General features: G+C 69.1%; 20 protein-coding genes and 1 pseudogene. 15 read left to right on the plus strand and 6 right to left on the minus strand.

Features of this window, described 5'->3' with window-relative positions:
- On the minus strand, window positions 1–146 hold a 146-nt coding region (locus tag ACIRQP_RS38845), incomplete at its 3' end, for an SDR family NAD(P)-dependent oxidoreductase (protein WP_403899621.1).
- A gap of 238 nt (window positions 147–384) precedes the next feature.
- On the opposite strand from ACIRQP_RS38845, the gene ACIRQP_RS38850 reads away from it, so the two are divergent.
- The 7 genes and pseudogenes from ACIRQP_RS38850 (at window position 385) to ACIRQP_RS38880 (ending at window position 8,638) form a co-directional block, all read left to right on the plus strand.
- Window positions 385–696 (plus strand): hypothetical protein, encoded by a 312-nt coding sequence (locus ACIRQP_RS38850; protein WP_403899558.1) that lies wholly within the window; start codon window positions 385–387, stop codon window positions 694–696.
- 36 nt (window positions 697–732) lie between these two features.
- Window positions 733–1,080, plus strand: a complete 348-nt coding sequence (locus tag ACIRQP_RS38855; protein WP_403899561.1) for a transposase — start codon at window positions 733–735, stop codon at window positions 1,078–1,080.
- A gap of 894 nt (window positions 1,081–1,974) precedes the next feature.
- Window positions 1,975–2,670 (plus strand): reverse transcriptase N-terminal domain-containing protein, encoded by a 696-nt coding sequence (locus tag ACIRQP_RS38860; RefSeq protein ID WP_403899564.1) that lies wholly within the window; start codon window positions 1,975–1,977, stop codon window positions 2,668–2,670.
- Between the two features lie 7 nt (window positions 2,671–2,677).
- A complete protein-coding gene (locus ACIRQP_RS38865; protein ID WP_403899567.1) occupies window positions 2,678–3,571 on the plus strand; it encodes a group II intron reverse transcriptase in 894 nt (297 codons plus the stop codon).
- 181 nt (window positions 3,572–3,752) lie between these two features.
- Window positions 3,753–4,091 (plus strand): annotated as a pseudogene (locus ACIRQP_RS38870) (transposase); the annotation flags it as partial.
- A 193-nt stretch (window positions 4,092–4,284) separates the two neighbouring features.
- The gene (locus ACIRQP_RS38875; RefSeq protein WP_403899569.1) at window positions 4,285–7,605 is read left to right on the plus strand and encodes a hypothetical protein; all 3,321 of its coding nucleotides are present in this window, start codon (window positions 4,285–4,287) and stop codon (window positions 7,603–7,605) included.
- Between the two features lie 4 nt (window positions 7,606–7,609).
- The gene (locus ACIRQP_RS38880) at window positions 7,610–8,638 is read left to right on the plus strand and encodes a hypothetical protein (RefSeq protein WP_403899572.1); all 1,029 of its coding nucleotides are present in this window, start codon (window positions 7,610–7,612) and stop codon (window positions 8,636–8,638) included.
- 619 nt (window positions 8,639–9,257) lie between these two features.
- On the opposite strand, the gene ACIRQP_RS38885 is transcribed toward ACIRQP_RS38880, so the two are convergent.
- Together ACIRQP_RS38885 and ACIRQP_RS38890 are read right to left on the minus strand one after the other, a co-directional pair.
- Entirely contained in the window at window positions 9,258–9,983 is a 726-nt protein-coding gene (locus ACIRQP_RS38885; protein ID WP_403899624.1) for an oxidoreductase, read from the minus strand.
- A gap of 499 nt (window positions 9,984–10,482) precedes the next feature.
- Window positions 10,483–11,658 (minus strand): AbrB family transcriptional regulator, encoded by a 1,176-nt coding sequence (locus tag ACIRQP_RS38890; RefSeq protein ID WP_403899575.1) that lies wholly within the window; start codon window positions 11,656–11,658, stop codon window positions 10,483–10,485.
- 234 nt (window positions 11,659–11,892) lie between these two features.
- Between ACIRQP_RS38890 and ACIRQP_RS38895 the strand changes: the two genes are divergently transcribed.
- The 6 genes from ACIRQP_RS38895 to ACIRQP_RS38920 all read left to right on the plus strand — a co-directional run bounded on the left by ACIRQP_RS38895 (window position 11,893) and on the right by ACIRQP_RS38920 (window position 18,798).
- Entirely contained in the window at window positions 11,893–12,570 is a 678-nt protein-coding gene (locus tag ACIRQP_RS38895) for a response regulator transcription factor (protein ID WP_403899578.1), read from the plus strand.
- A gap of 75 nt (window positions 12,571–12,645) precedes the next feature.
- Window positions 12,646–14,013: a sensor histidine kinase gene (locus ACIRQP_RS38900; RefSeq protein ID WP_403899581.1), complete on the plus strand. Its 1,368-nt coding sequence runs from the start codon at window positions 12,646–12,648 to the stop codon at window positions 14,011–14,013.
- Window positions 14,014–14,193: 180 nt separating this feature from the next.
- On the plus strand, window positions 14,194–14,787 hold the full coding sequence (locus ACIRQP_RS38905) for a hypothetical protein (RefSeq protein WP_403899584.1): 594 nt from the start codon (window positions 14,194–14,196) through the stop codon (window positions 14,785–14,787).
- A complete protein-coding gene (locus ACIRQP_RS38910) occupies window positions 14,784–15,449 on the plus strand; it encodes an ABC transporter ATP-binding protein (RefSeq protein WP_403899587.1) in 666 nt (221 codons plus the stop codon). The genes ACIRQP_RS38905 and ACIRQP_RS38910 overlap by 4 nt, the downstream gene beginning before the upstream one ends.
- Window positions 15,449–16,159 (plus strand): ABC transporter ATP-binding protein, encoded by a 711-nt coding sequence (locus ACIRQP_RS38915; RefSeq protein ID WP_403899590.1) that lies wholly within the window; start codon window positions 15,449–15,451, stop codon window positions 16,157–16,159. Before ACIRQP_RS38910 ends, ACIRQP_RS38915 begins: the two co-directional genes overlap by 1 nt.
- On the plus strand, window positions 16,156–18,798 hold the full coding sequence (locus ACIRQP_RS38920; RefSeq protein ID WP_403899593.1) for an FtsX-like permease family protein: 2,643 nt from the start codon (window positions 16,156–16,158) through the stop codon (window positions 18,796–18,798). The genes ACIRQP_RS38915 and ACIRQP_RS38920 overlap by 4 nt, the downstream gene beginning before the upstream one ends.
- 33 nt (window positions 18,799–18,831) lie before the next feature.
- Here the strand turns inward: ACIRQP_RS38920 and ACIRQP_RS38925 are convergent, their stop codons facing one another.
- Together ACIRQP_RS38925 and ACIRQP_RS38930 are read right to left on the minus strand one after the other, a co-directional pair.
- Window positions 18,832–20,151, minus strand: coding sequence for a sensor histidine kinase (locus ACIRQP_RS38925; protein ID WP_403899595.1), 1,320 nt, complete (start codon window positions 20,149–20,151; stop codon window positions 18,832–18,834).
- Window positions 20,152–20,164: 13 nt separating this feature from the next.
- Window positions 20,165–20,857 (minus strand): response regulator transcription factor, encoded by a 693-nt coding sequence (locus tag ACIRQP_RS38930; protein WP_403899598.1) that lies wholly within the window; start codon window positions 20,855–20,857, stop codon window positions 20,165–20,167.
- Window positions 20,858–21,042: 185 nt separating this feature from the next.
- Here ACIRQP_RS38930 and ACIRQP_RS38935 point away from each other — a divergent pair, with 185 nt between their 5' ends.
- Both ACIRQP_RS38935 and ACIRQP_RS38940 read left to right on the plus strand, forming a co-directional pair.
- Window positions 21,043–21,708 carry a response regulator transcription factor gene (locus ACIRQP_RS38935; protein ID WP_403899601.1) on the plus strand — a complete coding sequence of 222 codons (666 nt, stop codon included), beginning with the start codon at window positions 21,043–21,045 and terminating at the stop codon, window positions 21,706–21,708.
- Entirely contained in the window at window positions 21,705–23,084 is a 1,380-nt protein-coding gene (locus tag ACIRQP_RS38940) for an ATP-binding protein (RefSeq protein ID WP_403899604.1), read from the plus strand. The genes ACIRQP_RS38935 and ACIRQP_RS38940 overlap by 4 nt, the downstream gene beginning before the upstream one ends.
- On the opposite strand, the gene ACIRQP_RS38945 is transcribed toward ACIRQP_RS38940, so the two are convergent.
- The gene (locus tag ACIRQP_RS38945) at window positions 23,065–23,877 is read right to left on the minus strand and encodes a hypothetical protein (protein ID WP_403899607.1); all 813 of its coding nucleotides are present in this window, start codon (window positions 23,875–23,877) and stop codon (window positions 23,065–23,067) included. The genes ACIRQP_RS38940 and ACIRQP_RS38945 overlap by 20 nt on opposite strands.
- Window positions 23,878–23,991 lie beyond the last annotated feature (114 nt).

Here is a 23,991-nt window from a genome sequence, read left to right on the forward strand (position 1 = left end):
CGTGCCAGAACCGCGACGGTGGCGCCCAGGGAGGCCAGGTGCTCGGCGGAGGCCTCGCCGATGCCGCTGGAGGCGCCGGTGATGACCGCGACACGACCGTTCAGGGGCTGGGCAGAGCGTTCCGTGGACGTAGTTTCGGTGGACATGGAGCGCACCTTTCGGGAGTGAACAGGAACGAACAGGAGCGAACGAAATAGCCAGGCCGGAGGACCGGAAGGCCGGAGAACCGGGAGCCCGGGGACAGCGGCCAGGGGCTGTCCTCTCCCCTTCCAGGACACCACCACACCGGCCTTCCGGCAGCCCGGTAGCAGGCCCTGCGAAGTCGGGTACCGTCAAGACCACCACAGCGGCTCGCTTCGCTCACCGACTGCTCACACTGGGCTCTTGGACCGATGCCGCGAGATCGCCGAATTCCTGCGCAGTCGGCGCGCCGGGGTCACCCCGGGCCAGGCCGGGATGACCGGTGACACCCGTGGGCGGCGCGTGCCGGGCCTGCGCCGTGCCCGCCGCTACTCCCGTGACCGGCAGCTCGCCGACCTCGTCGGTGAACTCACCCTGCACTCACCCGAGTTCACCACCCGGTGGAACGACCACCGTGTCCTAATACTGCAGCAGCGCTTCTCCATTTGTGCTGGTCAGGGCGCCTGTCTGGAGGATAGCGGGCTGGCGGTTCGTCAGGTGGATCGCGGTTCGTGACTCTCCTGATCGGGGCGCGTTGAAGTTGGCATGGAGATGGATGTCGAAGCGGATGTGTGGGCGGCGGAGTTGGAGTCATTGCTGCTGCGAGTGGGTGAGCGATTCGCCAGGGTCGAGCCGAGGCGGCGGATGCGTGACTACGTCCGTGGGCTGCTGGGCCCTGTCGGGCGCAAAAACGGCTGGCAGCTGGCCGAGTACGTCGGTCACAAGACCCCGGACGGGCTGCAGCGGCTGCTCGGGTCGTGCCGCTGGGACCCGGACAAGGTCCGCGATGACCTGCAGGAGGGCGTGCTGATCGTGAACGACACCAGGTGTGCGCCACGAGGCGCTGAGGAATCGAGGGGGAGGGAGAACCCGCCGCTGGTCATCGCAGTTACCGGTTGAAGCTGGAGGCAGGCGGAGCCCCGGGTTGGGGCAAAGCTAGCCTCGGGCTTTCAGTGCGACGTGAAGTCGCTGTCATGCAGAGGTAGTTGCAAGGAGAGGAGTCGACTACTCCGGCCTGTGACCGATGGCCGGTCCCCAGCCTCGGGTGCGTCTGCGGTGACGCGGAGGTGCTGAGCCGAGGTGGTCAAGCTCAAGGGCACGATGGGCCATCATCACGCCACAAGCGAAGGGGAAGTCCGAGCGGGCGAGCGAGAGCGAATCCTTGTCCCTACGGGCCGACATGAGGAACGCCGCGTCCATGGCAAAGCAGGCGGCGGTGGGAACTCCTGGCATTGAGAAGTGCGACACGACGTGAGCTGTATTGAAAGAGGCTCAAGGGAACCTGGTTTCCAGCGTAGGTCACCGTGGGAGTCGGCTTAGAGAGGGCGCCCTGTCCGGACACAACTGTTGGCAGTGGAACACGGGAACCCCGTACGGGTCCGGCTGGTCAGCCGGTAAGCCGGAGGCAACGAGGGCAGAAATCCGGTGCGGGAACAGGATGTCTCAAGAAGCGAATGCCGCTGGGGCGAAAGCCCAGAGGAAAGCCCGGACCCTGGGGACTCTCCCCCTCCGGATATAACTCGGCGGATACCGGCCTTGTGGCCGGGCTCGAAAGAGCGCTGACGTGGGACAGGTAGGCCATGTGGAGCCAACGGGCAAAACCTTGCACCGAGGCACAAGTCAGACAGAAGGAGGGGCGGCAATCTCTTTGGAGCCGCAGTGTGCCCTCCCGATGAACGGACCCGAGGGCGACGCAGAATTCTGGGCCAGCATCGATTGGCGCTCGGAGGAGCGTCCGTAAAGCGGCTGCGCCAGCGGATCTACAGGGCTGCACGGAATGGCGACATAAAGCAGGTGCGCAACCTGCAAAAGCTCATGCTGCGATCCAGGGCCAACGCCTTGACAAGTGTTCGCCGGGTGACACAGCAGAGCACCGGGAAGAAAACGGCGGGTATCGACGGGGTCGTTGCGTTGACCCCAAAGGACCGGGGCGTCCTGGCGAGGAAGACACTCGCTGATCCGGACATCCCGGCAAAGCCCGTTAAGCGTGTGTACATCCCGAAGGCGAATGGGAAGACCCGGCCGCTGGGTATCCCTGTCATTCGTGACCGCGTGAACCAGGCGAGGGTGAAGAACGCCCTGGAGCCGGAATGGGAAGCGCGGTTCGACGGGCGGACCTACGGGTTCCGTCCAGGACGCGGATGCGCTGACGCGATCGGGGCTATCTTCCAGATAGCGTGCCAGAAGACCGCAAAACGGCTGTGGGTTCTCGACGCGGACCTGTCAGCGGACTTCGACCGCATCAGCCACAGCCACCTCATGGACTCCATCGGCTTGTTCCCGGGCCGGCGGCAGATCAGAGGGTGGCTGGTGCCGGGGTCATGGAGCAGGGCACCTACGCGCACACGACCGAAGGCACGCCGCACGGCGGAGTCATCAGTCCACTGTTGCTCAACGTGGCCCTGCACGGGATGGGGGCGCGATCAATGCAAACGTTCCCGCCAAAGGGACAAGGCATGTTCCCCCCGCTCTTGTTCTGTACGCCGATGACTTCGTAGTGCTGTGCACCTCGGAGTCGGAAGCACGTGATCTGCAAACGAAGTTGGCTGTCTGGCTCCAGCCGAGAGGGCTTTCCTTCAACGAGGAGAAGACGCGTGTTGTCCACCTCGCTGACGGATTTGACTTCCTCGGATTCAACGTCCGGCGCTACGACCAGAAGCTGATCATCAAGCCGAGCAAGGATGCAGTGCAACGGGTCAAGAAGAAGATCAGGACAGTCATCCGACAGCACCGCGGCGCACCCGCCGAACGCTTGGCTGGTGCCCTCGGACCCCTTGTCCGAGGATGGTCCATCTACTACCGGTACGTTGTCTCGAAGGAAACCTCCAGGAAGCTGGATGACTTCACGCACCACGCCTTGAGAAGATGGGCGATCTACTGCAACCGGCAGAAGACGTCCCGCTGGCTCCGGGAACGGTACTGGGGGAAGTTCGACAAAGGCCGGGAGGACAGGTGGGTCTTCGGCTCCGAAGCCGGACACTTGCCTAAGTTCGCCTGGACCGGAATCGTTCGGCACGTGATGGTCAAGGGAGAATCCTCGCGGGACGACGCGGAACTGGACAGCTACTGGAGGAATCGAGCCCGAAAGCGGATGCCTGGCGTGGAATCCAAACGGATTCTTCTGCTGGCAGCCCGGCAGAAGGGACTGTGCCCCAGATGCGGGCAGGACCTGATCGAAGGCGCGGGGTATGACCCTGATGACGTCAACGACTGGGCCCGGTGGTTCACGGCCTCTTACCGGGGCATTCATGTGCACTACCTGCAATACCGCAGCCGGGGTGGAAGCGACCACCTCGACAATCTGGAAGTCGTACACACGCTGTGTCACCGGCAATTACACTTCGGTGACCGGAAGGCTGACACCGTACCGAGCGGCCACAGGCCCGCTTGAGCCGTGTGCGCTGGGAGGCGCAAGCACGGTTCTGAGGGGGCGGGGACGCAGCAATGTGTCCCCGCTACCCGACCGTGGCAGGGCGTCCGATGGGTGATTAGAAACACGAAAAGTGTTCCTGACCTGCAACGATGAGACGTGTCTAGGGTCCGGGTCGTCGCATGAAAGAAGGACTCTCCAGGTGAAGAAGCGTATCGGGTCCTACCCGCGTGTCCGTACCGAAGGCGGTGGTCGCGGGGTGGTCTCCCAGGCTGGCGGTGTGCTGCTGGTGGAGACGATCCGCAAGACCGGCCTGGACACGGCGGTATCGGCGGCGTTGGCGCCGTGGCGCCAGCCGCGGGCGGTGCATGATCCGGGCAAGGTCCTGCTGGATGTGGCGCTCGCGGTCTCGTTGGGCGGAGACTGCCTGGCAGACGTCGGTCTGCTGCGGGCTGAGCCGGCGGTGTTCGGGCCGGTGGCATCCGATCCGACGGTGTCCCGGCTGATCGACACGCTTGCAGCGGGCGGGAAGCGGGCACTGATCGTGAGTGGCGACGACGGCGAGGAGCAGATTGATGGGGACCTGCAAAGCGAAACGCTTCTCTTCGTGCTGAGAAACACTCATGAGAGTGAACTTCGGCTCCGGCCAAGGCAGTTCGCCCCATAGTGAGGGGAGCGGGAGGCGCGGAATCGGGACGCCGACCGTACTCGTCACCCCCCACAGGAGTCTCACCATGGAGCCGCTCTTCCGCCTCGCCCTGCTGCGGCCCGCGATCGCGCAGGACCCCGACAACCCGAGCGTCGAACTGGCCCAACAGACGGACTTCCAGCAGGCGTTGGCCGCCGCTTCGAGCACGACTGACCCCCGGACCGAACTGCGGCGGGTAGTGGGCGGGTACGTCGCGGGCCCGCTGTTCATCTCCAGACCCGAGCAGACTCCGCTGGCCAGGGAGACGGCCAAGTTCGTGGCCGCGCTGGATCGGCTGCCAGCGCCGGCCTCAGCACGAACAGCAGCCGGAGCGACGGCCGGAACGAGGGCGGGAGCGACGGCGGGAGAAACAGCCGGAGGGGCCACCGGAGAGACAGCCGGGGCGACAGCCGAGGGGGCAACCGGAACAGCACCCGCCGCCCGCGCGGGCGGCGCCCCGCCCTTCCCGCCCTCACTGCGGGACACGGTGATCGCCGCCGTCCGGGACGCGTTCGGCGCCATACCGGCGGACGTCGTGCAGAGCGCCGGGTACAAGGCCGCCGTCGCCCGGCTCCGGGACAGCGTGCTGGCCATCAAATACTTGCCCGCCGAACACACCTGGGCCCTGGAGGAACTTGTCCGCCAGCTGCGCCACCTGGAGATCGTCGCCCGCGTGGTGACACACACTGCTTTCCCCTCCGGCGCGAAGGAGTTGCGGCGCGCCCGCCGGCGCCCCCTGCGGCTGCCGTACGAGACGGGTCTCGAACCCGTGACATCCACCATCGAGGCCGAGCGCGAGCAGCGGGAGAAGGAGGCCGAGGCGGCCAGGGTGCGGCGTGAGCGTGCCGAACAACTGCTTGGCCTCTACCAGCAGTTGCGTACGGCGATCGGCGAACTCACCGGTCTGGGCGGCGAGCACTTCAGCATCTCCTCGCAGAACGGGTCCGAGCAGGTGCTGCCGCCCGCCGAGTACACCCCGCATGCCGAACTGGCCCGGCAGATCAGCTTCCACAGCCGCCTCTCGGAGGCCAACCTGCGGGCCCTGGCCGGAGGTACCGGAACAGGTGGAGGCACTGGAACAGGTGGAGGCACTGGCGGCGGCACCGCCGCCGACGCCGCGGCCGAGGAACCCACGCCCACGCCGGAGATCCCCGTGGCCGGCGCCGCGGAACTCGCCGGGCAGGTCTTCGGGGCCAGGCCGGACCTGCTCGCCGGCAGCCCCGGTTTCGTCCCGGCGATCCTGAACGAACTGGGTTTCCGGCTCGGGCCGGACGCGGTGCGGCAGTTGTCGGAGGCCACCCGCGCCCTGCTGACGGCACGCGGCATCATCGTGTCGGCCCAGCCGCTGGACCGGATCGTCGCCCTACTCCAGAGCGAGGTCGACCGGACAGCCGCGGAGCTGGAGAAACTGTTCGGCAAGCCCGTCAAGCGCAGTGTGCGGCGGATCGGCGACACGCTGGTCACCACCTCCACACCGCTGCCGTCCGTCTGGAACGCGATCACCATCGGGGACCTGGACCCGATCGAGGAGATCCCGCTGGAGGCGGGCCGTATCCCGACCACCCGGGGCAGCGTGAAGCCGTCCGGCGTCGCCGACCTCCTCGTGGTCCGCCAGCAGCTTGTCGGCTACGAGGGCGCCGACATCGCCCACATCGAGAACGTCCTCAAGGGCGAGACCAAACTACGCGAGCACACCCGGCGGGAGGAGACCGAACAGACCACCGTGACCGAAACGGAGACGATCACCTCCGAGGAACGCGAGCTGGAGTCGACCGACCGCTTCGAGATGAGCCGGGAGGCGAGCGCCGTCATCAAGGAGGACGCGGCGCTGAAGGCCGGACTCACGATCAGCGGCAAGTACGGCCCCACGGTGGAGTTCTCGGCCTCCGCCGAAGGCTCCGTTTCCCGGTCGAAGGAGGAGGCGACCAAGTCGGCGTCCACCTTCTCCCAGGACGTCACCCAGCGCAGCGCCAGCAAGATCTCCGAGCGGGTGCTGCAGCGCACCACCCTGCGGATCACCACCGAGGTCACCGAGAAGAACACCCACACGCTCGACAACAACCCCGGCATCGAGCACATCTCCGGCGTCTACCAGTGGGTGAACAAGGTCTACCGGGCGCAGATGTTCAACTACGGGCTGCGCACCATGTTCGACTTCATGATCCCGGAACCCGCCGCGTTCCTTGTCCACACCCTCCAGTCGTCCCACGCGGGGGCCGTCCAGGTGGACAAACCGCCGGCCTTCACCCTCCAGTCCAACCAGATCGACGCGACCAACTACCACTACTGGGTGCAGCTCTACCAGGCGACGGACGTCACGCCGCCGCCCGAGATGTACCTGACCAAGTCCTTCGACTTCAAGGCAGGCGGCGGCGACAGCAAGACCAACTACAACCACTCCGGTCAGGTCACCATCGACGAGGGCTACCAGGCGTTCCAGGGGTCCGTCGCCCACCTCTGCAACATCTGGGAGGGCCAGCACTCCTTGGACGTCGCCGTGGGCCGCAGGACCCACCGGTTCGGCCCGGACAGCAACTGGGTGTGGATCACCATGCTGGACGAGGAGCAGGGCTCGATCCCCGTCGCCGTCGACAGCTTCCGCCTCTCGCAGGTGGCGGTCGCCGTAGAGATCAAGTGCCGGCGTACCGAGCGCGCGATGGAGAAGTGGCGGGCGGAAACCCACGCCAAGCTGACCACCGCCTATCGCGCCCGCCTCGCGGACTACGAGGAGAAGGTCGCCGCGCTCACCCTGGAGGCCGGTGTCGCCATCGAGGGCCGCAACCCACTGGCCAACCAGGAGCTGATCGCCCATGAACTGCGCAGGAACTGCATCAGTATCCTGACCAAGCAGCATTTCGACCTCTTCGACGCGATGCGCGAACGCACCGGCAAGGCCCCGCAGATGGACATCGACGAGGCTGCGGCGGAGGGCGCCTACGTCCGCTTCTTCGAGCAGGCCTTCGAGTGGGAGCACCTGACGTGGGTCGCGTATCCGTACTTCTGGGGCCGCAAGAGCCAATGGGACGAGAGTCTCGCCTACGACGACCCCGACCCGCTGTTCAACCAGTTCCTCAAGGCGGGGTACTGCCGGGTCGCGGTCCCCGCCCGCCTCGGTTTCGAAGGCGCCATCGACCACTTCATCAACTTCGGCGAGTTGTGGAACGGCGGCCCCCTCCCGACCGTCTCCAGTCCCCTCTTCCTGCCGATCGCCGACGAGATCGCCGAACGTCTCGACCGCCCCGGCGACGAGATCCCCCAGGGCGAGCAGTGGACCGTACGGATCCCCACCAACCTGGTACGGCTCCGCGCCGACGACGACCTGCCCCGCTGGGTGCAGAACGCCGACGGCGAGTGGGTCGAGGCCTGAACCGATGAAGCACTTCGTCCTGGTGGCCGGATACGAACAGCCGCCCAAGAGCCTTCCGTTCCGGGCGTACTGCGAGAACCGGGTCCGGCAGCATGTCGCGGCCAACAAGGCCAAGGAGGATCTGGTCTTCCAGATCTTCGATGTGGGCAGCGGGGAAGTCGTCGTCCGGACGTTCACCTACCCGGGAGGCACGCGGACCGAGTCGGTCGCCGCGGTCCGCTCCTACGAGCGGGTCACCCGCGCCCACTACGACGGGAACGCCTTCAAGGACGGCCAGGACGGCGTGATGTCGGTTGTGGACGTCTACGCGGCGGTACAGACGATCGGAGTTCGCGCACCCGGCACCCTGATGGAGCTGAGCTTCCTCTCCCACGGCTTCGCCGGCGGCCCGGTCCTGGTGAACAGCTTCGACGACGAACAGGCGGAGCGGCTCAACTCCGCCGGAGTCAAAACCCTCTTCCTCCGTCTGGGCAACCGGCGTGACCCCGACGACAAGGACCCGCGTGTGAAGGACTTCCACGAGGCGAACATGCGGCCCGCGGAGTTCGCCGCCTTCCGGGCGGCCTACCATCCCGACGGCTTCAACTGGAGCTGGGGATGCGCCTTCGAGCACGAAGTCAACGAGATCCTGCACAAGCTGGAGCACCATCCCGATTACCGCTCCGCGGGCTTGCCCGACAATAAGGTCCTGGTCTTCCGCAACCTCACCCGGGCAAACGTCGACAACCTCAGCGCGATGCTGGGCACCACCTTCCCCGACCACCGGAAGGTGGAGATCACCTTCGGCGAGCTGAAGCTCTATTTCCGTAGACAGATCCTGGCCTCCTACAGCCACGTACTGGCGGTCGCCTCCGGGCGGAAGACCTTCGGCGGTCTGATCGGCACCTACGCGGAGCCTGACGGCGCCCCTCGGCCTCTGATGCGCGTCAACAGCCGCTTCAGCAGGCATTTCACCTTCTACAAGAACTACTTCGGCTTCGCCTTCGACCCTGAGCGGAGGGGGTACGGCGCCTACGACCCGACGTTCACCTGATCCCCGCACAGCCGCTTGATTCCTTGTGCGGTCATGCCATTCCGACAGCCTCGTGCTCCCCGTCGACGCAGGGGGGCAATCGGTGTGGCGACGGAGGGCAGGGAACACTCCAGGGGCCGGGGCACGGTCTCCTTCAGGAAGGCCACGGTGACCACACCGACCAGCGCCCCGGCCATGGAGTAGGCAGGCCGGCATCAGGTCGCTCGGGCGGCACCCGCCGGCCCTACGCCTCCATGTCGTCGAGGGAGTGTTTCCAGACCGCGAAGGAGGAATGCGGGCTGCACGACTACCAGGTACGCCGTTATCCGGTACGCCGCTACCCCGGCTGGCTGTGGACAGTCCCTGATGGGCACAGATGTGTTTGTACGGGTTCACCAGGTGAGAATGCCGTCCTCGGCCTTCCCGTGTCTGCGCATCTCGTCTGCGAGGGCATGAAAGTACTCGGCCAGTGAGTCATGGGTTCGAACTGCTTCATGTCACCGTCACCCCATCGTCCCAACATGCCTGTGCCTGTGCCGGTGCCAGAAAGCGCTCTCCGGCTCCAGTTCGGCAGTGTCGATGATCACGGAACTCGGAGTGAGGTTCACGGTGCTGTCCTCTTCTCCGTGCCGGCTGCTGCTCAGACCACCGGGATGATGCCGCCGTCGACGCGGAACTCCGCTCCCGTGAGCCACTTCGCGCGCCCGGATGCGAGGAACGCGATCATCTCGGCGACGTCTCTGGGGTCGCCGGGGCGGCCCATCGGTACCTTCAGGTGGACCACGATCTGCTGCTTGACCTCGTCCGGACTGACGCCCTGCTGGTCGGCGATGTGCTGGAGGTGGGCAGTGGCGCCTTCGATGGCGACGAAGCCCGGAAGGACGCACACCACGCGCATCCCGTGCTCGCCCACCTCGGCCGCCTGTTCGCGGCTGTAGGCGTTGAGCGCCGCCTTGGCGGCGTAGGACGCCTCCCTACGCTGCGGGAGACGGCTCGCGATCGACGAGACGTGCACGACGACCCCCGCTCCCCGTTCAACCATCCCCGGCATCAGGGCCCGGTCCAGGCGCACGGCGCTGAGGAGATTCATCTCCAGATCCGCATGCCAGGACTCGTCGGACCGACTCAGGGTCGGCGCCGGGGCGGTCGCCGCGCCCGCGTTGTTCACGAGCACGTCCACCCCGCCCAAGCGATCGACGACCTGTCGGCCGAGCTCCGCCACGCCCTGCTCCGTCGAGAGGTCCGCCGGGATGAACATGGCCGGCAGGTCCTCCCTTGGCTTGCTCCGAGAGGCCGTCAGCACGTTCGCGCCCGCAGCGGCGAAGCGGCGGACAGCCGCAGGATTCCTCCAGAAAGCGGACCGCATCAGATGCGAACTGCTCGCGGCGAGCGAGACACATTTCCTGATGCCGCCGACGGATTCACTGGAAGACACTCAGACCGTCGCGATCTACGACTCCACCAACGGCATTGCCCGATGCCTCTACACCAACTCCCGGGTACGCCCACGATCAGGGTGACCCTGTTGCCCAACCGCGCGCACATCACCTCGACCGTGCCCATGACGATCTGCGTTTACCACTGTCGCGGCGTCCAAGGAGTCCCTCGACACAGATTCACAACTCGTCAGGATCGAGGTGCTACCCCCGCGTCGAGGCCAGACGAACTCAAGGTGACGCTGTATCGGTGCGCCGTACGCCTTACTTCTTGATCTGCCTGATGGCCGATGACGCGTTGCCTGTGATTGCCGATGTGGCAGATGATCTTGAGCTCCGGTAACCGCCGACGCCCAGCACGAGCATGCGATCAACTACTCGCACCAGCGCTGTGACCAGCGACTTCAGGATGGTGAACCTTCAATGCCACTACCCTGATCGCCGGGTCGGCGGCGATGCCAGCCTGCGGATGATCGTCGGCGTTATCAGCACTACGACCAGCAGTCGCAGGCTCTGCACCGTCGAGACCAGGGCGACGTTTCCGTGGGAGGTGACCGCTGCGGCGAGGACCGCGTTGATGCCTCCGGGGGTGGTGGCGAGATAGGCGTCGATGACCGGTGTGCCCGTCGCCTTGGCGAAGATCCAGGCCAGACCGGCGCAGCCGAGGCATACGGCCGCCATCCCGGCCAGGATCGACGGCAGCAATCGCCATACGCGTCGTACCGCCTCGCGGCTGAAGCGCACGCCGACGTCCAGGCCCACGAGGACGAAGACGATGTCCTGAAGAGCCCCGGCGGGAGCGAAGGGCGGTACCACACCGCTCATGGTCGCGACGAGGCCGGCCAGCATCGGCCCGATCAACGCAGGCGTGGGAAGACGCAGTCGGCGGCCTGCCCAGACTCCGGCCGCGGCTACGGCGGCGAGTGTCAGCAGACCGGTCACCTGGTCCGGCCCCGCGACGAAATGGAACAGGTCCGGACCCGCCGGGTGTCCCGATCCTCCGCCCGTGGATCCGGCTGGGGAGGCGCCGGATATCCAGTGGGCCACCAGGGGGGCGGTGGTCGCGACGAGCCCCACGCGCAGGTACTGGATGAAGGCGACGAGCCGTGCGTCGGCCTTGAGCTCGTCGGCGCTGGCCACGCTCGCCGCCGAGCCGCCCGGCATCATGCCGAGGACAGCGCTGGGCCGGCTGATTCTCCCCCTGCGTGCGAGGGGCCACGCGACCGCCACACTCAGCGCGATCGTGGCGGCGGTGACAGCTGTCAGTGGCAGCGCGGCGGGCGCTGCCGACATCAGGGCGGAGGGGGTCAGATGGCTGCCCATGAGCGCGCCGACCAGCGCCTGGGAGGACCGGTTCACGGGGCCGGGCAGTCGCTCCCGGACCCCGCCCGACAGCGCGAGCACGATACCCGCCAGCAGAGACGCGAGGAGGTAGGGAGAAGGAACGCCCAGGACCGAGGCCACGAGACCGGCCGCGTAGCTGCCCGCGATGATCAGTGCCCAGCGCCCGGCGGGATTCGGTGCGCGGCAGTTCGAGGGACCGGGTGAGGAACCGTGTGAGGGCTCCCTCGCGTGCTCCCGCTGCCGTACGGACGTCTGAGCCACCGTGCCGCCCTTCCTCGGTGCGTGTCACGTCCTGTAGGCAGGGTGCCCCACGGGACATCGGCACCCACTGTGCGTAGTCGGGGCTGTGCGGAAGCTGAGAGCGGCTGAGTGAACGCTGAGACGACCCTGAGAGCACGCTGAGAGAGAGCGGCTGACCAGGAGCAAAGCCCCTAGACTCGAAGTCGGTGATCAGTGTCACGGCTGAGCCCATGATCGGCGCACAAGGAGATTCCGGTGCGGGTACTGGTGGTCGAGGACGAACCGCACATCGCCGCTGCGGTCGGGCGAGGGCTGCGCGCCGAGGGCTTCGGTGTGGATACGGCCGAGGACGGCGAGAAGGGGCTGCTCCTCGCGCGGCGCAACGAGTACGCCGTGATCGTGCTGGACCTCATGCTGCCCAGGCGAAACGGCTATGACGTCTGCCGCGCGCTGCGCGCCGCCGACGTCATGACCCCTGTGCTGATCCTGACGGCCAAGGACGGCGAATACGACGAGGCCGACGCGCTCGACCTGGGCGCCGACGACTATCTGACCAAGCCCTTCTCCTTCGTCGTACTGCTGGCCCGGGTCCGCGCGCTGCTGCGCCGCAGCGCCCCGCAGCGGCCGGCCGTACTGACCGCCGGTGACCTGTGGCTCGACCCGGGAGCCCACCGCTGTGGCCGGGGTGACAGCCTCCTCGGACTCACTCCGCGCGAGTTCGCCCTGTTGGAGTTCCTGCTGGGCCGCCCCGACACGGTCATGAGCAAGACCGAACTCCTCACCCAGGTCTGGGACGCCTGGTACGAAGGCGACCCGAACATCGTCGAGGTCTACGTCGGCTATCTGCGACGCAAGATCGACACTCCCTTCGGCCGCGCCGCCATCGAGACCGTGCGCGGCGTCGGATACCGGCTGGACGGGAGGGGAGGCTGAATGCGTCCGCGCCGCGTTGGTGCGCTTCTCGCCCGGTGGCCCCGGTCGACCGGAAGGCTCACACTGCGTTCCCGGGTGACTCTCTGGGCCACCTCGATCGTCGCCGCGGCGATGATCCTGGCCAGCCTAGGTCTGCTGCTCGGCCTGAGGAACGCCATGTGGCACGATCTGGATGACACGGCCGCCCGCCGTGTTTCCGACGTCTCCTCGCTCGTAGCCCACGGTCAACTGCGCGCCCTTATCCCTTCGAACGGCGGGGACGCGGACATCGTCCAGGTGCTCGATGCCTCGGGGCATGTGTTGGCCGGCTCCGAATCCGAGATCCAGCCCGGCAGCCGCAGCGCCTTTCCGCACCCGCTGCCTCTGAGCCTCACCGGTGGCCGTGCCGTGACACTGCACAACTTGCGCATCGGAGACGGAGGTGACTTCCGGGTCCGCGCCCAACCGGTCCATATCGACGGACGTCCCGCCACGATCGTCGTGGCCGTGTCCCTGGCGCAGGCGGAGCGCACCCTCTCCAGCCTGGTCACCGCGCTCGCCGTCGGCATCCCGGCGCTGACGGCCCTGGTCGCCTGGACGATCTCGCTCACGACCGGACGTACTCTGCGGCCCGTCGAGACGCTGCGCCGCCAGGCCACCCACATCAGCGCGACCGATCTGCACCGACGACTGGACCTCCCCGCCTCCCGGGACGAGGTCCACGCCCTGGCGGTCACCCTCAACGACATGCTCGCCAGGCTCGACTCGGCCTCCGCCGCGCAGGGCCGTTTCGTCGCCGACGCCGCGCACGAACTGCGCAGTCCACTCACCGCGATCCGTGCCCAGTTGGAGGTCCTGGCCGAGTATCCCGATCCGGAGCGCGACCCCCTGGTGGCCGCCGCGCTGCTGGAGGACACCGAGCGGCTGCACGGCCTCGTCGAGGACCTGTTGGCGCTGGCCCGTAGCGAGGATCCCGCGCGGCAGAGCCAGCGCGCCGTGGTCGATCTCGATGAAGTGGTCCTCGCCGAGGTCCGTCGGCAGCGCGGGCTGACCTCGACCGGTATCGACGCCCGCAGGGTCTCGGCCGGTCGCGTCAGGGGAGACGCGGGGGCGCTGCGCCGTGCCGTACGCAACCTTCTCGACAATGCCCTCCGCCACGCCGCCCACCAGGTACGGGTCGTCCTCACCGAGCGCGACGGCACCGTCGAACTGACTGTCAGCGACGATGGAGCGGGTATCCCGCCCGCTGACCGCACCCGTGTCTTCGAACGCTTCACCCGTCTCGACGAGGCCCGCTCCCGCGAGGCGGGCGGCTCGGGTCTCGGCCTGGCCATCGTTGGCAAGATCGTCGCCAGCCACGGTGGCTCCGTCCACGCCGATCAGGAGCCGTCCCCCGACGCCGGCGGGCTCGGCGGCGCCTGCCTGGTGATCCGTCTGCCGTCGGTCGGCATCGAGCCGCTGTGATTGCCGCGTCGGCGCGGCGGACTCCGGGCCGGAGCGCCGCGCCGGGAAAGAGCGCGCTGGTGGCGACGCCGCGTTAACCGCGCGCTCACCTGTTGTGGGCCGGGCGCTGGCCGCCGGGTTTCTAGCGTCGGTTGCGAGGCGGTCGTCCGGCCGGCTCGTTCCTCATGCAGAGGTGTCGCGATGCGTCGTACCCTGTCCGCCGCGCTGACCGGTCTGGTGATCCTGACCGGAGCAGCGGCGTGCTCCTCCCACAGCTCCGGATCGGGAGCCCGGCCCTCCTCCTCGGCCCCCGCACCGGAGGTGAATCCCGCTGGAGACATCCCCGACAACCAGGTGTATGTGGATTGGTCACCGGTCGACGGCGGTTACCGCCTCAAGGTGCCGGAAGGCTGGGCGCGAAAGGGCTCCGGCACCGCCGCGGTCTTCAGCGACAAGTTCAACAGTGTCCGGATCGAGCGGTCGCAGACCGCGCAGGCGCCGACCGTCGCCTCCGTCCGCTCGGCCGACCTGCCGGCGGTCGAGCGGACCGAGGCGAATGTGATGGTGGGCAAGGTCTCCACTGTGAGCCGCCAGGGCGGCAGCGCCGTACTGGCCACGTACCGGGCGGACTCGGCGGCCGACCAGGTGACGGGCAAGACCGTCCGTCAGGACGTGGAGCGTTATGTGTTCTGGCAGAAGAGCGAACAGGTTGTGCTGACGCTCTCCGGGGCGGTCGGCGCCGACAACGTCGATCCGTGGCGCACCGTCACGGACTCCTTCCGGTGGTCACGATGACCGCGACCGCTCCGCTCAGCGCACTTTCCCTGTACCGGTTCTTCCGGGCCGGTGACGAGGAGACCTTCGCTCTCCAAGGAGTCGGTCTGGAGGTGGCGAAGGGCGAGATCGTCGCGGTCATGGGCCCTTCAGGATCGGGCAAGACGACCCTGCTGAACTGTCTGGCCGGTCTGGACGAACCTGACGGCGGCATGGTGCATATCGCCGGTCTGCCCCTGTCCCACCAGCGGGAACAATTGCGCGGCCGGCTCCGGGCCCGGCACATCGGTGTGCTGTTCCAGTCGGGCAATCTGCTGGAGCACCTCACGGTCGCCGGCAATGTACGGCTCGTACGGCGGCTCTCGCGTACCCCGGACCACATCGGGCCACAGGATCTGCTGGAGCCGATGGGCATAGCGGGCCGAGCGGGCGCGCTGCCCAGGCAGCTCTCCGGCGGCGAGGCGGCCCGTGCCGGTCTGGCCGTGGCACTGGCCAACGATCCGGCCGTGGTCCTCGCGGACGAGCCCACCGGTGAGGTCGACGCGGAGACGGAGAGACGGATTCTCGCGCTGCTGCGCGAACGGGCCGAGACAGGGACCGCCATGGTGGTGGTCACGCATTCGCGGGCGGTGGCCGAAGTGGCCGACCGAGTACTGCGGATGCGGGACGGACGGTGGGTGTGATGGCCGGGACCGGAGAACCGCTGGTCGTCTGCGCGGACGCGGCGCGCACCTATGGCTCGGGCAGCGGCGCATTGGTTGCTGTGCACGGCGCGAGCTGCACGGTCACCGCAGGCGCCGGGATCGCGATCGTGGGTCCTTCGGGCTCGGGCAAGTCGACGCTGCTGCATCTGATGGCGGGTCTGGACCGGCCCACGGCCGGGCGGATCACCCACCCCGGGCTGCCCGAAGGGCCGCTCGCCCGGCATATCGGCTTTGTCTTCCAGGGACCGAGTCTGCTGCTGCCCCTCACAGCGGTGGAGAACATCGCCCTGCCTCTGCGCATCGACGGCGCGGACGAGGCGGACGCGGAGGGCCGCGCCGTTGTGGCGTTGGAGAGCCTCGGATTGGAGGCGTTGGCAGCGAAGCTACCTGACGAGCTCTCGGCCGGCCAGGCCCAACGTGTCGCGGTGGCACGGGTGCTGGCACGACGGCCGCGGCTGATCCTGGCGGACGAGCCGACGGGACAACTCGACCGCCACAGCGCCGAGCAGGTGATGACGGTGCTGCTGGGCACTGCCGGGACGCTTGGTGCGGCCGTGGTGATCACCACGCACGACACCCGGGTGGCCGAGGCACTGCCCACGCGCTGGTCCATGGCCGACGGCCGTCTGGTGCTGCCGGACCGTACGGGACGTGAGCCGCGGGAACATCAGGAAGAAGAGGCGCGATGATCAGGATGTGGCTTTCCGGACTGTTGCGGGTGCGCGGCGGCCGGCTTCTCGCGACCGCCTCGGGAGTGATGGTGGCCGTGGCGCTGCTGTCCGTGCTGGGCGGCTTCCTCTCCACGACCCGGGCCACCATGACGGCCCAGTCGACCCGTTCGGTCTCCGTGGACTGGCAGGTACAGGTCGCGGACGGGGTCGATCCGGACGGCGTGCTGTCCACCGTGCGCGCTCTGGCCGGTACGAGGAAGGCCCTCCCGGTGGGCTACGGGCACACCGAGGGTCTAGACGCCCGGACGGGTGGCACGCTCCAGAGCACCGGCCCCGGTTCCGTGCTGGGTCTGCCCGCCGGTTACGCCGATGTCTTCCCGGGCGAGATCCGGGTACTGGCGGGGAGCGGCCAGGGGGTACTGCTCGCCCAGCAGACCGCCGCCAATCTGCACGCGGCCCCCGGCGACACCGTCACCGTCAAACGGGCAGGGCTGCCTCCGGTGCCGCTCCGGGTGGGCGGTGTGGTCGAACTGCCCCTTGCCGACTCGCTGTTCCAAAAGGTCGGAGCGCCGCAGCAGTCGCAGCCTTCGGCCCCGCCGGACAATGTCGTCCTGCTTCCCGAGCGGACCTGGCACACCGTGTTCGACCCACTCGCGGGTGACCGGCCCGACCTCGTACGGACGCAGATCCACACCCTGCGCGGCCACGACCTGCCCGCGGATCCGGCCGCGGCGTACACCGAGGCCGGCGGCAGCGCGCGTCACGCGGAGGTACGGCTCGCCGGTGCCGGTCTGGTCGGCGACAACCTGGGCTCCGTCCTGGACGCCGCCCGCTCGGACGCGCTCTACGCGCAACTGCTGTTCCTCTTCCTCGGCGTGCCCGGTTCCCTGCTGGCCGCAGCGCTGACCTGGGCGGTCGCCCAGGCCGGCGCGGGCCGCCGGCGCAGGGAACAGGCGCTGCTGCGGGCGCGGGGAGCCGGCCTGCGCGAGCTCATGGGGCTGGCGGCGGTGGAGGCCGCGGTCGTCGCGGTGGCGGGAACGGCGGGCGGGCTGGTGCTCGCCGCCTTGGTGAGCCGTATGGCGTTCGGTACGGCGGGGACTTCGCCGGTGTGGGCGCTGGTCGCCTCGGCGGCGGGTGTCACGGTGGCGGGCGCGACGGTACTGCTGCCCGCGCTGTTCGACGCACGGCGGGCCACCGTCGTCTCCGGCCGTACGGTGGTCGGGCGCCGTCCGGTGCCACGCCCCGCGTGGTGGGCACTGGCCGTACTCCTGACGGCCGGTTCACTGACGGTGTTCCGCGCCACGAGCACGACGAACTACGCGCTGGTCCTGGCCCCTGAGGGCACCGCGAGCCTGTCCGTCGACTACTGGGCGTTCGCGGGCCCCGCCCTGCTGTGGGCGGCGGGTGCGGTGCTGACCTGGCTGCTGGCCGACGCACTGCTGCACCGGGGCGGACCTGTACTGCGAAGGCTGTTCCGGCCGACGGCCGGCGCACTCTCCGGAACGGTCGCGGCCAGTCTGTCGCGGCAACGGGGGACCATCCTGCGCTCCGTGGTGCTGCTCGCGCTGGCCTGCGCGTTCGCCGCGTCCACCGCCGTGTTCAACTCCACCTACCGGCAACAGGCCGAGGTGGACGCCGTGCTGACCAACGGCGCCGATGTCACCGTCACCACGTCCACGGCCGCGGCCACCGGTCCCGCGGAGATCGCCAAGGTCGCCGGAATACCCGGGGTACGTCATATCGAGCCGCTCCAGCACCGGTTCGCGTATGTCGGCGCCGATCTCCAGGATCTGTACGGCGTACGGCCGGCGAGCATCGTGTCGGCCGGGCGGCTGCAGGACGCCTACTTCTCCGGTGGAACTGCGGGCGCTCTGATGAAGCGTCTCGCCGGGCGTCCCGACGGGCTGCTGGTGAGCGCGGAGACGGCGCACGATTTCCAGCTCCGTCCCGGTGACCAGGTCCGGCTCCGGCTGACCGACGCGCGAACCGGCCGGCCGCGCACGATTCCCTTCCAGTTCGCCGGTGTCGTGAAGGAATTCCCGACCGCGCCCAAGGACAGCTTCCTGGTCGCCAACGCCTCCTACATCGCCCGTACGACGGGCAGTGGGGCCGCCAGTACGCTGCTGGTCGACACTGGCGGCACACATCAGCGGGCGGTCGCGGCGCGGGCACGGACGCTGCTCGGACCGAACGCGCCCATCACCGATCTGCCGTCGTCGCGAACCGCGATCGGGTCCAGTCTCACTGCCGTCGATCTCGCCGGACTCACCAGGGTCGAGCTGGGGTTCGCGCTGGTGATCGCCGCCGCGGCGGGCGGTCTGGTACTGGCGCTCGGACTGGCGGAACGGCGGCGCACCCTGGCCCTGGCGTCGGTGCTGGGCGCGCGAGGACGGCAGCTATCGGGGTTCGTGTGGAGCGAGGCGGCGCTGGTGGCAGTGTCGGGCCTGGCCGCGGGCACGGCGCTCGGCTGGGCCCTGTCCCGGATGCTGGTGAAGGTGCTCTCCGGGGTCTTCGACCCGCCGCCGTCACAGATCGCCGTTCCCTGGGCCTATCTGGGCGCGACGGCGGGGATCACGGTGGCCGCGCTGGCGGTGGCGGCATGGGCCGCTGTACGGCATGCCCGCCGGCCGCCGCTCACCGAGCTGAGGGAGCTGTGACGGACCAGTCCGGGAAGCCAACGGCAGACCTCGTCACGGCAGCCGCGCGGGAGCGGGGCGGGACGGAAGGGCTACGAGCCAGGTGAACTTGGGGTGCGGGCGGGGGCGGGAGACGAAGAGTCTGCCGCCTTCTGCCTCGGCCAGCGAGCGGGCCAGCGCCAGCCCGATGCCATGACCATCCTCCGTCGCATGGCCGCGCCGTACGAAAGGATCCGTACCCTCGTGGATCCCAGCGCCCTCGTCCTCGACATCCACCGCCAGCACCCCGGCACTGTCCCGGACGCGGATGGTCACCGTCCCGCTACCATGCGTCCGGGCATTGGCGATCAGTACGTCGAGGACCTGCCGGGCGGCCCGCGGTGAGCCGACGGCGTCCGGCAGGTCCTCGTCGACCACCACCCGCAGACGTCGGCCGCCCGCCGCGAGTTCACCGTGCCAGTGCCGTTCGATCCCGTCGAGGAGCGGCACAAGGTCGAGCAGCGCCCGCTCCGGTATGTCACGGGCCAGAGCCAGCAGATCGGTCAGGGTCCTCTCCATCCGCTCGACCTGCTGGAGGGCCGAGCGCAGGGCGGTGTACGGGTCGGTGCGCGCGCCGGGTGCCAGTGGAGTCTCCAATTCCAGGCGTACGCCGGTGAGAGCCGTGCGGAGCTGATGGGACGCGTCCGCGCTGAAAGCCCGCTCACGCCGCAGGAGTAGGCCGACGCGCTCGGCGGCGCGGGCGAGGGCGTCGGCGACCGCGTCGGCCTCCGGCAGCCCCAAGGCCGGTGCGCCGCCGAGAGGGAGTTCCCCGTGCTCCATCTCGCGGGCCGTGACGGCGAGCACCTCCAGCGGACGGGCCAGACGCCGACTGGACCGGAAGGCGAGCAGGACACCGACGCCCACGGCGAGTGCCGCGGGCACCGCCATCGCGGCCCAGGTCAATGCGGCCCGCCGGTACGGATCAGCGGCGGGCGAGATGACCCGTACCACCGCGCGGACGTGTTCGGAGCCGCCGACCGGAACGGCCGCCACCAGGCCGTCGCCCGACCGGGCGGTGGCTGCCCGGCCCGCCGCCGCCGTCCGTACCGGACCGTCGCCGGTCCTCGGACCGGTACCGAGCACGCGCCGCCCGTCGGACCCGTACACACCGATATCGACGCCCGCCTCGGTACGGGGCAGTTCCACCGGATCACCGGCGCCGGGACCACTGAGCGGCACGGGCAGGCCGACCGCGACCCGCTCACCGAGCTGCCGCAGTTCACTCTGCTCATCCTGCTCGTACAGACGCAGCACGGCGACGGCGAGCGGCAGCGCGAAGAGCAGCACCGCGCAGACGACGGCCAGCACGGTCGCTCTCAGGATACGGTGGCGCACGGTCCGGCCCCCGTCAGGTGGCCGCAGGGGCCACGGGGACTTCGAGGCGGTAGCCGAACTGGCGCAGTGTCGTGATCCGCAGCTGGTCGCCGAGCTTGCGACGCAGCGCGGCCACATGCACATCAAGGGTCTTGGTGGAGCCGAACCAGTTCTCGTCCCAGACGTCGTTCATCAGGTCCTCCCGGCTGACGGCCTGTCCCGGGCGCACGGCCAGCCGTACCAGCAGGTCGAACTCGCGGGGACGGAGCGCGATCTCACCCTGGGGCCCGATACAGCGCCGGGCGGGCCGGTCGACGACGAGAGCGCCGAGCCCGATCCGCGCCGAGGTACTGGGGGCGCCGGGAGCGAAGCGGCGCAGATGGGCGGTGACCCGGGCCTGCAGTTCCACGATTCTGATGGGCTTGGTCAGATAATCGTCGGCTCCGCACTCCAGGGCCTGGACGACGTCCATCTCCCCGGTTCTCGCGGTCAGTACCACAATGACGGAGTCAGGGGCCCGCACCCGCAGGAGACGGCACAGTTCGAACCCGTCGATGTCGGGGAGCCCCAGATCGACCAGGAGCAGATCGGCCGGGTCAGGCGCGGTGTGCGCCAGCGCGGTGGCGCCGTCGGGACACCAGTGGCTGTCATGTCCGAGCACACGCAGTGTCGCGCTGAGTCCGCCGCCGATCGTCGGGTCGTCCTCGACGACCGTGATACGTGCCATCGCCTCACGCCGTCCGCCATCGTGGGCGGACGCGGCCGTACAGATACAGATCGACGCGGCCGTCCGCGCCCTGGATTGCGGTCACCCCCCGAGGATGCCGGGCCACACCTGAACACAACCTGAACGCGCGCGTCGCGGCCCCGGACGGTGGACGGCGGACGTCCCCGCGTGGTCATACTGGCGGCATGACGGCTCCCCGCGTGCTGATCGTCGAGGACGACCACGGACTGCGTGACGTGATCGCCCGCGGCCTGCGCGACGAGGACTTCCTGGTGGTGACAGCGGCCGACGGCGCCACGGCACTGCGCGCCGCCGATCGCTCGGTGGACGCGGTCGTGCTCGACGTCGGGCTGCCCGACTCCGACGGCCGCGATGTGTGCCAGGCGATGCGTGCCGCGGGGATGACCGCTCCGGTGGTGTTTCTCACGGCGCACGACACACTGACCGACCGTCTCTCGGGTTTCTCCGCCGGTGGCGACGACTATCTGGCAAAGCCCTTCCATCTCAGCGAACTCGCGGCCCGGATCCGGGCGGTCCTGCGACGCTCGGGCGGCGACATGGCGATCGGCACGGAAGCGGTGCGTCTGGACCCGGTGCGCCATGAACTGGCGGTGCACGGGACGGCGGTGGCGCTCACCCCCACCGAGTTCCGACTGCTGGCCTGTCTGATGGCCGCCCCGGGGGCCGCCGTGCGCCGACGGACCCTGCTGCGGGCGGGCTGGCCCGAGGGCGCCCAGGTCTCGGACAACACCCTGGACCAGTATCTGGTCCGGCTGCGGCGCAAGCTGCGCGAGGCCGACGCGCCGCACGGCATCGGCACGGTACGCGGCATCGGATACCGCTTCGCATGATCGGGCACCATCGTCTCCGGCGCGTCTGCCCCCGCACGCTGCGCGGCCGGCTGGCGCTGATCGCCCTGGCCACCAGCATGCTGTGCATCGCCGTACTGACCACGGTCTTCAATCTCGCCCTGGACAGAAGACTGCACACACAGGCCGACGAGGTGCTGCGCACCCGCGCGGAGGCCGTGGCCGCCACCGTGGACGTACGGCAAGACGGCCGGCTGACGGTCAGGGAACCGGCGGAGGACCAGGCCCTGGACGCGGGTGTGTGGATCTACGAGGGGGGCCGGGCGATCGAGTGGCCCCCGAATGTCCCGTCCGCCCTCCAGCGGCAGGCGGACGCGCTGGCCGGACACGGCACGCGGTTCGCCGAGACCACCTCGCCCTCGGCGACACGGTTCTACGCGCTGCCCCTCGCCGCCGGGAGCGAGGGCGCAGGAAGCGGCGGGCAGGTGGGCACCGTGGTCACCTCCGTCAGCCTCGATCCGTACGTCAGCACCGCGGATGCGGCGCTGGCCGGCTCGATCGCCCTGTCGGTGGTGCTGATGGGCGGTGTCTATCTGCTGACCCGGCTGGTCGTACGGCGGGCGCTGCGGCCGGTGGGCGACATGAGCGCGCAGGCCGCCGAGTGGAGCAAGGCGGGTGTGGCGGAACGGTTCGGGGAGGGCGGCCGTCCCGCCGAACTCGTCTCCCTGGCGGCCAATCTCGACGAACTGCTGGACCGGCTGGCCGCGGTCCTGCGCCATGAACAGCGTCAGGCGGCCGACATCTCACACGAGCTGCGTACCCCGCTGGCCCGGATCACCGCGGAGACCGAGTGGCTCGCCCGGCGCCCCCGCACCCCCGCCGAGCAGCGTGCCTCGCACGAGGCCATCGCGAACGCCGCGGCAACGATGGGACAGATCTGCGAGACCTTGCTCTCCGAGGCCCGCGCCCGCACGGACCGGACCCCGGGACGCTGCGACATCCTGGCCCTCGCGCGTGAGCTGGCCCGGCGCGGCACCGACCTGCCACCACCAGTGCCGGCGATCGAGGCCCGCGGCGTCCCGGCCACCGCCGGTGTCTCCGCGGCGCTGGCCGAGCGCATCCTGAGCCCGCTGCTGGACAACGCCCGCCGCTATGCCGCGCACTCCGTGTTGATCGAGTGTGCGGCGATGGCCGGCACGGTACGGGTGACCGTCGCCGACGACGGGCCGGGGGTGCCGGAGGAGTTCCGGGATTCCCTGTTCGAGCCGGGCCGGCGCGCGGCGCCCGGGGACGGTCATGACGGCGCGGGCCTCGGACTCGCGCTCGCGCGCCGACTCGCCCGCGCTGCCGGCGGCGACATCGTGCTGGCGACCGGCGGCACGGGCGCACGGTTCACCGTCACTCTGCCCGCGGGCTGACCGGCTCGGGCGGTACGACATCCCTCCTGGTACGGGTGAGAAAGACGACCAGGCCGAGGATCACCGTCAGGAAGAGCGCGCTGGTCCCCACGGTGCCCAGCCCGAGTCCCCCGTCCGCAGGTGGCTGGGACAGATAGTCGCCGAAGGACGCGCCGAGCGGGCGGGTGAGGACATAGGCGATCCAGAACGACCAGACGGCGTTGAGGTCGAGGGCGCGGTGCGCGAGGGCCACCGCCGCGATCAGGACGGCGAAGATGACAGCGGAGAGCCAGTAACCGAGATTGAGGCGCTCCGCGGTGAGGTCGCCCGCGGCGGTACCCAGGGCGAAGGTGAAGAGGATCGCCAGCCAGTAGAAGCCCTCGCGCCTGCCGGTGCGGATGGAGTGGATGGAGAGCGTGCGCTCCCTCGCGTACCAGCCGATGAAGGTGAGGGCCAGGGCGACCGCGAAGACCGCGGTCGTGGTCTCGAGCGGGACGCCGAGGTTGTCGGTGAGATTGTCGCTGACCAGGGTGCCGACCACACTGATCAGCACGACGGCGAGCCAGTACAGACCCGGCACGTAGGCACGCGCCCGAAACTGGAAGAAGAGGGCAATCACGAGCAGGGCGCTCATGATGAGGGACGTATTGGTCAGCCCCATGCCGAGATTGGCGTTCAGAAGGTCGGCCGCGGTCTCTCCCACCGTGGTGCAGAGGACCTTGATGACCCAGAAGTAGAGGGTGACCTCGGGGACCTTGTTCATCAGCTCGCGTGGGCCCGTAGAGGCGCCCGTCCGGTGTGTATCTGCTGTCATGACACGGCAGGCTGGCAGGTTTCACCTGAACAATTCCTGACTGGGCCTTTCGCCATCCTCCTGCAACCGTGCGCCGAGTGTTTGGCCAACATGCGCCACCCGAACCATTGACTG

Source organism: Streptomyces sp. NPDC102274 (genome assembly GCF_044766385.1).
In the GTDB taxonomy this organism is placed as follows: domain Bacteria; phylum Actinomycetota; class Actinomycetes; order Streptomycetales; family Streptomycetaceae; genus Streptomyces.